The organism is Mycolicibacterium vulneris, from assembly GCF_002104765.1.
GTDB lineage: Bacteria > Actinomycetota > Actinomycetes > Mycobacteriales > Mycobacteriaceae > Mycobacterium > Mycobacterium vulneris.
In genome coordinates, this window is the sequence record NZ_NCXM01000015.1 from 139,141 (window position 1) to 149,791 (window position 10,651).

A 10,651-nucleotide genomic window follows, 5' to 3' on the forward strand; every position below is an offset into this window, starting at 1 on the left:
TTCGATTATAGCGTCGCCCGCTGACATTCAGGGCGTGACGAGGATCTTGCAGTGTCGCTCGGGGTCGGCGAGGTCGTCGAACGCCGTGCCGACCGCGTCGAGGCCGACCTCGCCGGTGATCAGCGGACTGACGTCGACGTCGCCCTCGGCCAGGGCGCGCAGCGAATCGCCGAACTCCTCGGGCGTGTAGGCGAGTACGAATTGAACGTTGATCTCCTTGGCGACCGCGAAGAACGGGTGCACGGTGTCGGGTTGCATGCACACGCCGGCGACCACCAGGCGGGTGCCGGGCCGCGCTCGTAGGAGTACGTCGTCGATGATGCCGGGCACGCCGACCGCCTCGAACACCACCGCAGGCTTGACGGTGTCGAAGGGTGAACCCTGCGCCGGATCCAGCGTCTGGTCGGCTCCCATCGCGGCGGCCAGCTCCCGCCGCTTGGGCGAAAAATCGGCCGCTAAAACGGGTTCCACGCCCTTCGCCCGCAGGGCGGCGATGATCGCAATCCCGATCGGGCCGCAGCCGAGCACCAGGGCCGTCTCACCGGGCGCGATATTGGACTTGTTGACCGCGTGCAGCCCCACCGCCATCGGCTCGGTGAGGGAGGCGTGTTTGAAGTCCAGGCCGTTGGGGATGGGCAGCAGCAGCGGCGCCGACAGCAGCATCCGCTCGGCGTAGCCGCCGACCGTGCTGTTGCTATAGACGATCGGCTCGGCGCCCTTGGCGGACAACAGCACCGGCAGCGATGTGACCAGTGTGCCCGGCGGATGGGTGTCCGTGCCGGGGCCGGCTTCGAGTATCTCGGCACTGAATTCGTGACCCATGAAGATGTCGTGGTTCAGGTCGACGTGCATGGCGCCCGAACCACCGGCCACCCGATCGCTCATCTCCAGCACCTGCGCGCCGTGGGCGGCGAAATGCAGGTCGGAGCCACAGATTCCGCACGCGCGCACGCCCACCAGCACCTGGCCGGCTTCGGGTATCGGGTCAGGCACGTCGTCCCGATAGACCATGCGGCCGTTCCGCAACACCGCCGCGCGCATCAGTGCACCGCGTCTTTCTGCTCGTCGACGTGCTCGGTGATGGCTTTGACGACGGCCTCACCGGCTCGGCCGATCAGCTGGTCGCGCTTGCCCTTGGCCCAGTCGTGCGACGAGCGGGACGCTTCGAGCTGGCGTTTGAAGTGGGGAATCACCTTGCGCGCCATCAGGTCATAGCTGTGGTACGTCGCCTGCGGCGAGGCCCAGTCGTGGCCGAGCATCAGCAGGGTGCCGAAGCCGCCGGACCGGTCGAGCAGGTCCTCGATATGGGCGATGGCGTCCTCGGTCGTGCCGATGCAGCAATTCCCCTTGGCCGCATAGTCGGCGACGAACTCGTGCGGCGTCTGGGTGCCTTCCACGCTGTTGGCCAGCGGCACAAATCCAGCGGCGCCAAAGTAATTCGCGAAATCCTGCAGCCCGTAGGTGCAGTCGTCGATGGCCTGCTCGCGACTGTCCGCGATGTGCATGATGCTCAGCACGCGCCAGTCGCCCCGGTCCGGCTCGTCCCGCCCCACCTTCGCGGCCTGCTCGCGGACCACGTCCCAGGTGGTTTCCAGCGCCGCGTAGCCGCCGGGCACCGACATCGACAACGACAGCAGCGAGGTGCCGAGCGCGCCGGCCAGCCGCGGTCCCGACGGCGAAATCATTGCCGCCGTGGATATTTCGGGGTAAGGCCAGGTGTAGGGCCGGATGTGCAACTGGGCGTCACGCAGGGTGAACCAGTCGGAGTGCCGGTCGATGCGCTCGGTGGGTGCGGCACGGAACAGCGCCAGGATCGCCTCGAGCGATTCCTGCATCATCCGGCGCTGCTCGATGGGGTCGATGCCCATCATGTAGGCGTCCGACGGCAGCGCGCCGGGCCCGGCACCGAACATCACCCGGCCGCGGGTCAGGTGATCGAGCAGCACCCACCGGTCGGCCACCATCAGCGGATGGTGGTAGGGCAGCGACACCACGCCGGTGCCCAGCCGGATGTGCTTGGTCCGCTCCGCCGCGGCCGCGATGAAGACTTCCGGGCAGGCGATCAGCTCGTAGCCGCCAGAGTGATGCTCGCCGAACCACGCCTCGTCGAATCCGAGCCGGTCCAGGGCGACGACGCGCTCCATGTCGTATTCCAGTGCCACCGTTGGGGATTGGCCGATGGGGTGAAACGGGGTGATAAAGACACCGAAGCGCGGAGGCGCGCTCATTGCAGCTCCAATCCGTTGAGGAATTCCAGTAAGGCCGCATTCACCTCGTCGGGGCGCTCCTGCTGCAGCCAATGCCCGGCGCCGTCGATCATCACCTGTCGGTACGGGCCGGAGATCGCCTCAGCGGCGCGATCGGTGCGGGTGAAGGACAGGACGGGATCGGCCGTGCCGCCGATGAACAAGCACGGGACCGAGATCTTCACGCCGTCGAGCTCCGCAGTGGTCTCCCAGTTGCGGTCGAAATTGCGATACCAGTTCAGGCCGCCGGTGAAGCCGGTGCGGGTGAATTCGGCGATGTAGTGGTCGAGCTCGTCCTGGCTTATCCAGTCCGGCAGCCCGTCGGGTTCGGGTAGCCGCTCGATGAAGCCTTCGGGACCGGGCGCCACCAGTCGCAGCGCAGCGGCCTTGTCGCCGGACGTGCGCAGGCTGCCCATCATGCGTCGCATCACCCGGGCGGCATCGGCGTTCAATTCGGCGTCGGCGACGCCGGGCTCCTGGAAGTACAGGATGTAGAAGAAGTTCTCGCCGAAGGTCTTGCGCCACGCCGTGGTCGGTGCGACGCGCGGACGCGGGGTCACCGGCACGCTCATCGCCGCGACGGCCGCGACCCGGTCCGGGTGCAGCAGCGGCGCGTTCCACACCACGGCGGCGCCCCAGTCGTGCCCGACCCAGACCGCGCGCTGCGCGCCGACGTCGTCGAGCAGGCCGACCAGGTCGGCGGTCAGCTGATGAATGTCGTAGGCGTCGACGGCGTCCGGACGGTCCGAACCGCCGTAGCCGCGCTGATCGGGTGCCAGCACGTGGTAGCCGGCGTCGGCGAGGACGGGTATCTGGTGACGCCAGGAGTAGGCAAGTTCGGGAAAGCCGTGCGCCAGGAGCACCACCGGTGCGCCGCGGTCGCCCGCTTCGATCACCCGTAGCCGCGCACCATTGGTCTCTACTAACCGTTCGGTTGGGGGCACCGTCCCACCAAAGCACAACGGTTGCTGCCTGAGAAGGCCCGAATCTGTCTCGTCGCCCGCGCCGTGTTGACGATCAAAAAGGCGCACGGCGGGAATACTCGGTTCGATGCGCTTGGACCACGTGGTGCTCTGGACGAGGAACCCGCGGGCGTCGATGGACTTCTACGCCCGCGTCGTCGGGCTGGAACCGGTCCGCTTCGCCGAATTCGAAGCCGGCGACGCGCCGTTCCCGAGCGTGCGGATTTGTGCGGACTCCATCATCGACTTGATGCCCACCGAAGGCATTTCGGCCACCGAGACTTTGACGCGCATCGCGGGCAGCGCCGGCCATCCGGTGAATCACGTCTGCCTGGCGCTGTCGAAGGCCGAATATGACGCGTTGGACCGGCGGCTTCAGGCCGAAGGCGTCGATACCAGCGCGCGGCTGAACCGGAGCTTCGGCGCGCGCGGGTGGGCCCCACAGGGGTACTACTTCGCCGATCCGGACGGAAACGTGGTCGAGGCCCGGTATTACGACTAGCCGGGAACTGCCGGTCGTTAACTGATGGAGACGGTGGCGACCGCTCTGCCGGAGCTGGCGATCGCCGCTAAGCAGATGGCGGCGAGCCGCTGCGCCCCGGCTCTGCCGGAGCTGGCGATCGCCGCTAAGCAGATGGCGGCGACCCGCTGCGCCCCGGCTCTGCCGGAGCTGGCGATCGCCGCTAGCGGTAGCCTGGACTTTTTCAGCTGCGTGTATATCGGGGAAGGACCTGGCCGCTAAGGCCGATGATTGATGAACCGGAAAAACGTGATTCGCACCATCACGGCAATTGCTGTCGTGGTGCTGCTCGGTTGGTCGTTCTTCTACTTCAGCGACGACACCCGCGGCTATAAGCCCGTCGACACATCCGTGGCGATGTCCCAGATCAACGGCGACAACGTCAAAAGTGCGCAAATCGACGACCGCGAACAGCAGCTGCGATTGACCCTGAAGAAGGGCAACGGTGACACCGACAATTCCGACAAGGTCATCACCAAGTTTCCCAGCGGCTACGCGGTCGACCTGTTCAACGCGCTGAGCGCCAAGAACGCCAAGGTCAGCACGGTCGTCAACCAGGGCAGCATCCTGGGCGAACTGCTGATCTACGTCCTGCCACTGCTGCTCCTGGTGGGCCTGTTCGTGATGTTCTCCCGCATGCAGGGTGGCGCCCGGATGGGCTTCGGCTTCGGCAAGTCGCGCGCCAAACAGCTCTCCAAAGACATGCCCAAGACCACGTTCGCCGACGTCGCCGGCGTCGACGAGGCGGTCGAGGAGCTCTACGAGATCAAGGACTTCCTGCAGAACCCCGGCCGCTATCAGGCGCTGGGCGCCAAGATCCCCAAGGGCGTGCTGCTCTACGGCCCGCCGGGAACCGGTAAGACGCTGCTGGCCCGCGCGGTCGCCGGGGAAGCCGGTGTCCCGTTCTTCACGATCTCGGGCTCCGACTTCGTCGAGATGTTCGTCGGAGTCGGTGCTTCCCGCGTCCGCGACCTGTTCGATCAGGCCAAGCAGAACAACCCCTGCATCATCTTCGTCGACGAGATCGACGCCGTGGGCCGCCAGCGCGGTGCGGGCCTGGGCGGCGGGCACGACGAGCGCGAGCAGACGCTGAACCAGTTGCTGGTCGAGATGGACGGATTCGACCCGCGGGCCGGCGTCATCCTGATCGCCGCCACCAACCGGCCGGACATCCTGGACCCGGCGCTGCTGCGCCCCGGCCGCTTCGATCGGCAGATCCCGGTGTCCAACCCGGACCTGGCGGGTCGCAAAGCGGTGCTGGAGGTGCACTCCAAGGGCAAGCCGATCGGCCCGGACGCCGACCTCGCCGGGCTGGCCAAGCGCACCGTGGGCATGACCGGCGCCGACCTGGCCAACGTCATCAACGAGGCCGCCCTGCTGACCGCCCGGGAGAACGGCACCGTCATCACCAGCGCCGCGCTGGAGGAAGCGGTGGACCGGGTGATCGGCGGGCCGCGCCGCAAGGGCCGGATCATCAGCGAGCAGGAAAAGAAGATCACCGCCTACCACGAGGGCGGACACACCCTGGCGGCCTGGGCGATGCCCGACATCGAGCCCATTTACAAGGTGACGATCCTGGCGCGTGGGCGCACCGGCGGGCACGCGGTGGCGGTGCCGGAGGAAGACAAGGGCCTGCGGACGCGCTCGGAGATGATCGCGCAGTTGGTGTTCGCGATGGGCGGACGCGCCGCCGAGGAACTGGTCTTCCGCGAGCCGACGACCGGCGCGGTTTCCGACATCGAGCAGGCCACCAAGATCGCGCGCGCGATGGTGACCGAATTCGGGATGAGCTCCAAACTCGGTGCGGTCAAATATGGTTCGGAGCACGGCGACCCGTTCCTGGGCCGCACCATGGGGACGCAGGCGGACTATTCACACGAGGTCGCCCGCGACATCGACGACGAGATCCGCAAGTTGATCGAGGCGGCCCACACCGAGGCGTGGGAGGTCCTGACCGAATATCGCGACATACTCGACACTTTGGCCGGCCAGCTGCTGGAAAAGGAAACCCTGCACCGGGCCGAGCTGGAGGCCATCTTCTCCGGAGTCGAAAAACGGCCCAGGCTTACCATGTTCGACGACTTCGGCGGCCGCATTCCGTCGGACAAGCCGCCGATCAAGACACCCGGCGAGCTGGCCATCGAGCGCGGCGAGCCCTGGCCGCCGCCGACCCCCGAGCCGGCCTTCAAGGCGGCCATCGCGCGGGCCAGCGAAGCCGCTGCCGCCGCGCGGGTAGAGGCCGACCGAAACGCCAACGGCGGCAACGGTTCTCACGGCACTCAAGGCAGCGGCAATCGTCAGGGGGAGCAGCAGGGGCCCACCCAACCCGACTACGGCGCCCCGGCCGGCTGGCGCGCGCCCGGATGGCCGCCGCAGCAACAGCAGCCGACCTACTGGCACCAGCCCGCGCAGCCCGGCCAGCAGCCCTACTGGCAGCAGCCGGCCCGCGGCTACCCGGGCCCGCAGGGCTACCCCGGGCCGCAGGGCCACCCGGGCGGTCAGCAAAGTTATCCCGGTCAGCAGGGCGCCGCGGGTCACCCTGGTCAGGCGCGTCCCGCCTACCCGCCGTATCCGCCGTATCCGCCGCCCGGCCAACCCGCCCCGGAGGGTGGCTCGCCCGACCGGCAGGATGACGACGTAAGCCGGTCCAACCCGCCGGCTCACGGCTGAGCAAACGGAGGATTCGATGGCGCTGCCGCATACCGCGATGCCCACGACGCGGGTATTCGATCAGGAGCGCGCCGAGGCCGCGGTCCGCGAGTTGCTGCATGCGATCGGCGAAGACCCCGACCGGAACGGCCTGCGGGAGACGCCGGCGCGGGTCGCGCGCGCCTACCGTGAGATGTTCGCGGGCCTCTACACCGATCCCGACAGCGTGCTGAACACCATGTTCGAGGAGGATCACGACGAGCTGGTGCTGGTCAAGGAAATCCCGCTGTACTCCACGTGTGAGCACCACCTGGTGGCGTTCCACGGCGTGGCCCACGTCGGCTACATCCCCGGCAACGACGGCCGGGTCACCGGCCTGTCGAAGATCGCGCGGCTGGTCGACCTGTATTCCAAGCGGCCTCAGGTGCAGGAGCGGCTCACCAGCCAGATCGCCGACGCCCTGGTGAAAAAGCTCAATCCGCGCGGCGTGATCGTCGTGGTCGAGGCCGAGCATCTGTGCATGGCGATGCGCGGCGTCCGCAAGCCTGGAGCTATCACCACCACCTCCGCGGTGCGCGGCCTGTTCAAGACCAACGCAGCTTCTCGAGCCGAAGCGCTCGACCTGATCCTGCGTAAGTGAGCCTGGCGCCTGTGCAGGTAATGGGAGTTCTGAACGTCACTGACGATTCGTTCTCCGACGGCGGCCGCTATCTCGACCCCGACAAGGCCGTGGCGCAGGGTTTGGCCCTGGTCGCCGACGGCGCCGACATCGTCGACGTCGGGGGAGAGTCCACCCGGCCCGGCGCCACGCGGATCGATCCTCACGTCGAGACATCCCGCGTCGTACCCGTCGTCAAAGAACTTGCGGCACAAGACATCACCATAAGTATCGACACCATGCACGCCGACGTCGCGCGAGCGGCGCTGTGCGCCGGAGCGCGGATCGTCAACGACGTGTCCGGCGGTCGCGCCGATCCCGCCATGGCGCCGCTGCTGGCCGACGCGAAAGTGCCCTGGGTGCTGATGCATTGGCGTTCGGTGTCGGCCGAGCGGCCGCACGCGGCGCCGCATTACCGCGACGTGGTCGCCGAGGTGCGCGACGAGCTGCTGGCCAGTGTCGACGCCGCGGTATCCGCCGGCGTCGACCCCGGCCAGCTGATGATCGATCCCGGACTGGGATTCGCCAAGACGGGACAACACAATTGGGCGCTGCTGCATGCCCTGCCGCAGTTGGTCGCCACCGGCATCCCGGTGCTCCTGGGTGCATCGCGCAAGCGGTTCCTCGGTACGTTGTTAGCCGGGGCCGACGGTTCGCCGCGACCACCCGATGGGCGCGAGACGGCCACCGCGGTGGTGTCCGCGCTGGCCGCACTGCACGGGGCCTGGGGGGTGCGTGTGCACGACGTGCGGGCCACGGTCGACGCCCTCAAGGTCGTAGCGGCCTGGACCGACGGGTCGCACACGGAACTGGCTGGAGACAATGGCTGATCGAATCGAGTTGCGCGGATTGAAGGTTCGCGGACAACACGGGGTTTTCGACCACGAGCGCGCCAACGGTCAGGACTTCGTCGTCGACATCACGGTGTGGATCGACCTCGCCGGCGCCGCCGCCAGCGACGAACTGGCCGATACCTACGACTACGGCGCGCTGGCCCAGTTGGCCGCCGACGTGGTGGCGGGCCCCGCGCGCAATCTGATCGAAACCGTCGGGGCCCAGATCGCCGACCAGGTGATGGATGACGAACGCGTGCACGCCGTCGAGGTGGTGGTGCACAAGCCGCAGGCCCCGATCCCGCAGCAGTTCGCCGATGTCGCGGTGGTGGTGCGACGGTCGCGCCGCGGCGGCCGCGGCTCGGTGGTCCCGGCGGGCGGGTCGGTATGACGCGCGACGACGACGATGACGCCGGCTCAGCCGGCGTCGAGGAGCAACGCTGATGACCAGAGTCGTGCTGTCGATCGGCTCCAACCTGGGTGACCGGCTGGCGCGGTTGCAGTCGGTCGTCGACGGGCTCGGGGAGAAGGTGCTCGCCGTGTCGCCGGTGTACGAGACCGACCCCTGGGGCCGCGTGGACCAGGCGCCGTTTCTCAACGCGGTGCTGATCGCCGACGACCCGGCCTGCGACGGGCGGGGCTGGCTGCGTCGGGCGCAGGAGTTCGAGCGGGCGGCGGGCCGCGTGCGCGGCGAGCGCTGGGGCCCGCGCACCCTCGACGTCGACCTGATCGCCTGTTATGGCCCCACCGAGGTGATCTCCCGGGAGAACAACCTCACCTTGCCGCATCCGCTGGCCCACCTGCGGGCGTTCGTGCTCATCCCCTGGCTGGATGTCGACCCGGACGCGCAGCTGACGCTGGCCGACGGGCCGCAGCCGGCCGTCGGCCTGCTGGCCCAGCTGGAAGCGGCCGACCGGGACGGCGTGCGCCCGACCGGCCTGACGCTCCGGCCGAACGGGAAGCCGCCGGGTGATCAGGGGCCGACGGCCTGATGGGGCCCACCCGCAAGCGTGACCTGACCGCCGCGGTGGTGGGCGCCGCCTTTCTGGGGTATCTGACGGTCAAGGGCCTCTACCGGTGGTTTCCGCCGATCACAGTGTGGACCGGCCTGTCGCTGCTGGCGGTGGCCATCGCCGAGGCGCTGTGGGCGCGCTACGTGCGAGCCAGGATCAGCGAGGGCGAGATCGGGTCCGGTCCAGGTTGGCTGCACCCGCTTGCGGTGGCGCGCAGCCTGGTGGTCGCCAAGGCGTCGGCCTGGGTGGGGGCGGTAACGCTGGGTTGGTGGGTCGGCATCCTGGTGTACTTCCTGCCGCGCAAGTCCTGGTTGCGGGCCGCCGCCGAGGACACCTCGGGGACGGTGGTCGCGGCCGTCAGCGCGCTGGCGCTGCTGATTGCCGCGATGTGGCTGCAACATTGCTGCAAATCGCCGCCCGATCAGACCGAGCACGGGGAGGGTGCGGAAACCTAGCCCGGCGCCGCGATTGCCGGCCGCCGGCAGGCGATCAACTCCGCTGGTGACGCCGCCGGTAACCCGCGCGAGAATCGCCGGAGTCGCGCGACACGCGGATTGACCTCGCGCAGGTACTCTCAGGCCATGACCGTTCTGTCCCGCGGCGCCCGGGTGCGGCGCGGCGGCCGCAGGCCGGGGTGGGTGCTCTTGACAGCGTTGCTGGTCCTCGCGATGGGGGCCAGTTCCGCATTGGTTTTCACCAATCGGGTGGAACTCCTCAAGCTCGCTGTAATCCTGGCGCTGTGGGCCGCAGTCGCCGGCGCCTTCGTCTCCGTGCTCTATCGGCGCCAAAGCGACGCCGATCAGTCCCGCGTCCGCGACCTCAAGCTCGTTTACGACCTGCAGCTGGACCGCGAGATCTCGGCCCGGCGTGAATACGAGCTGACCGTCGAGTCCCAGCTGCGCCGCGAGCTGGCCTCCGAGCTGCGCGCCCAGGCCGCCGACGACCTGGCCGAGTTGCGCGCGGAGCTTTCCGCCTTGCGGACCAGCCTGGAAATCCTGTTCGACACCGACCTCGCGCACCGGCCGGCGCTCGGCGGCACGCCCGAGGCCGAGCCGCAACCGGAGCGTGCGTACAGCGAGTGGGACCGCAACGGCGAGAACCCCCGCGACACCCCGGTCGATTGGGTGTCCAGCGACAGGGTGACCTCGGTGCCGCAGGACAACGCCGGGCGCGCCGACGACGCCATCATCGACGTGCCCGAGGAACCGCTGATCCCACCGCGGCAGCAGCCGCCGCCCCGGCGAGAGCGGGTTAATCACCTGTACGAACCGGCCCCGGATCCGGCGTACGCCGAAGAGCCCTCGTACGCCGAGGAGTCCTCGTATGCGGGACCGGTCGAGCCGCGCTTCGAGCCCCGTCAGCAGCCGCAGCCGGCGCCCGCGGCCCAATTCCAGCCGGAGCCCGCACCGCGGCCCGAGCGGGAGCCGGCAACGGAACCGGAACGACAGTCCCAGGCGCAGTGGCCGGGGCAGGGCTGGCAGCCGACCGCCGCCGAAGGCCAGTGGTTGCCGCCCGGCGCCCCGGGCAGCAATTGGGCCGGCGCCGATCCCCCCGCGTCGACCGGCGGCCGGCGGCGTGCCCGGCATTCGGACGTCGACGAGGCCTGGGATGCCCTGCCCGTCGAGCCGGTGGCGCCACCGTCGTACGGCGACTCCGGCCGCCGGGTACGGTCGCGCCATTCGGCGGAGTACCGCGACTACGGGGTGCGCAACTTCTCGCCCACCAACGAGCCGCCGGCCGGACCGTCACCCGCCGCCCCGCCGCCCCCAC

Annotated in this window: 12 protein-coding genes; 9 read left to right on the forward strand and 3 right to left on the reverse strand. The window is 69.0% G+C overall.

Translation table 11 applies throughout. The features are described 5' to 3' along the window. Positions 1 to 27 precede the first annotated feature (27 nt). Genes B8W69_RS16305 through B8W69_RS16315 form a run of 3 tightly spaced genes read right to left on the reverse strand, consistent with a single transcriptional unit; the run spans position 28 to position 3,190 of the window. A complete protein-coding gene (locus B8W69_RS16305; protein ID WP_085290831.1) occupies positions 28 to 1,041 on the reverse strand; it encodes a zinc-binding dehydrogenase in 1,014 nt (337 codons plus the stop codon). Beyond that, positions 1,041 to 2,228, reverse strand: coding sequence for an LLM class flavin-dependent oxidoreductase (locus B8W69_RS16310; protein ID WP_085290833.1), 1,188 nt, complete (start codon positions 2,226 to 2,228; stop codon positions 1,041 to 1,043). Before B8W69_RS16310 ends, B8W69_RS16305 begins: the two co-directional genes overlap by 1 nt. Then, positions 2,225 to 3,190, reverse strand: coding sequence for an alpha/beta fold hydrolase (locus B8W69_RS16315; RefSeq protein ID WP_110881955.1), 966 nt, complete (start codon positions 3,188 to 3,190; stop codon positions 2,225 to 2,227). The genes B8W69_RS16310 and B8W69_RS16315 overlap by 4 nt, the downstream gene beginning before the upstream one ends. Before the next feature lie 106 nt (positions 3,191 to 3,296). On the opposite strand from B8W69_RS16315, the gene B8W69_RS16320 reads away from it, so the two are divergent. The 9 genes from B8W69_RS16320 to B8W69_RS16355 form a co-directional block, all read left to right on the forward strand. Then, on the forward strand, positions 3,297 to 3,710 hold the full coding sequence (locus B8W69_RS16320) for a VOC family protein (protein ID WP_085290835.1): 414 nt from the start codon (positions 3,297 to 3,299) through the stop codon (positions 3,708 to 3,710). Positions 3,711 to 3,743: 33 nt separating this feature from the next. Further along, entirely contained in the window at positions 3,744 to 3,950 is a 207-nt protein-coding gene (locus B8W69_RS29950) for a hypothetical protein (RefSeq protein ID WP_133058007.1), read from the forward strand. Positions 3,951 to 3,962: 12 nt separating this feature from the next. Further along, the gene (gene ftsH, locus B8W69_RS16325) at positions 3,963 to 6,398 is read left to right on the forward strand and encodes an ATP-dependent zinc metalloprotease FtsH (RefSeq protein WP_085290837.1); all 2,436 of its coding nucleotides are present in this window, start codon (positions 3,963 to 3,965) and stop codon (positions 6,396 to 6,398) included. A gap of 16 nt (positions 6,399 to 6,414) precedes the next feature. Further along, entirely contained in the window at positions 6,415 to 7,017 is a 603-nt protein-coding gene (gene folE, locus B8W69_RS16330) for a GTP cyclohydrolase I FolE (protein WP_085290839.1), read from the forward strand. Then, a complete protein-coding gene (gene folP / locus B8W69_RS16335) occupies positions 7,014 to 7,865 on the forward strand; it encodes a dihydropteroate synthase (RefSeq protein ID WP_110881957.1) in 852 nt (283 codons plus the stop codon). Before folE ends, folP begins: the two co-directional genes overlap by 4 nt. Further along, positions 7,858 to 8,259 carry a dihydroneopterin aldolase gene (gene folB / locus B8W69_RS16340; RefSeq protein ID WP_085290843.1) on the forward strand — a complete coding sequence of 134 codons (402 nt, stop codon included), beginning with the start codon at positions 7,858 to 7,860 and terminating at the stop codon, positions 8,257 to 8,259. Before folP ends, folB begins: the two co-directional genes overlap by 8 nt. Before the next feature lie 52 nt (positions 8,260 to 8,311). Next, positions 8,312 to 8,860, forward strand: coding sequence for a 2-amino-4-hydroxy-6-hydroxymethyldihydropteridine diphosphokinase (folK, locus tag B8W69_RS16345; protein ID WP_085290845.1), 549 nt, complete (start codon positions 8,312 to 8,314; stop codon positions 8,858 to 8,860). Then, complete coding sequence (locus B8W69_RS16350; protein WP_085290847.1) at positions 8,860 to 9,336, forward strand: DUF3180 domain-containing protein; 477 nt, start codon at positions 8,860 to 8,862, stop codon at positions 9,334 to 9,336. Before folK ends, B8W69_RS16350 begins: the two co-directional genes overlap by 1 nt. Before the next feature lie 126 nt (positions 9,337 to 9,462). Next, positions 9,463 to 10,651: DUF6779 domain-containing protein (locus tag B8W69_RS16355; protein ID WP_085290849.1), on the forward strand; the 1,189-nt coding region annotated here is incomplete at its 3' end.

What these genes read in the sequence shown, in the direction of transcription:
- ftsH (WP_085290837.1), top strand. Translation starts at nt 3,963, where the DNA reads ATGAACCGGAAAAACGTGATTCGCACCATCACGGCAATTGCTGTCGTG.
- folK (WP_085290845.1), top strand. Translation starts at nt 8,312, where the DNA reads ATGACCAGAGTCGTGCTGTCGATCGGCTCCAACCTGGGTGACCGGCTG.
- B8W69_RS16320 (WP_085290835.1), top strand. Translation starts at nt 3,297, where the DNA reads ATGCGCTTGGACCACGTGGTGCTCTGGACGAGGAACCCGCGGGCGTCG.
- folE (WP_085290839.1), top strand. Translation starts at nt 6,415, where the DNA reads ATGGCGCTGCCGCATACCGCGATGCCCACGACGCGGGTATTCGATCAG.
- B8W69_RS16350 (WP_085290847.1), top strand. Translation starts at nt 8,860, where the DNA reads ATGGGGCCCACCCGCAAGCGTGACCTGACCGCCGCGGTGGTGGGCGCC.
- B8W69_RS16305 (WP_085290831.1), bottom strand. Translation starts at nt 1,041, where the DNA reads ATGCGCGCGGCGGTGTTGCGGAACGGCCGCATGGTCTATCGGGACGAC.
- B8W69_RS16310 (WP_085290833.1), bottom strand. Translation starts at nt 2,228, where the DNA reads ATGAGCGCGCCTCCGCGCTTCGGTGTCTTTATCACCCCGTTTCACCCC.
- folB (WP_085290843.1), top strand. Translation starts at nt 7,858, where the DNA reads ATGGCTGATCGAATCGAGTTGCGCGGATTGAAGGTTCGCGGACAACAC.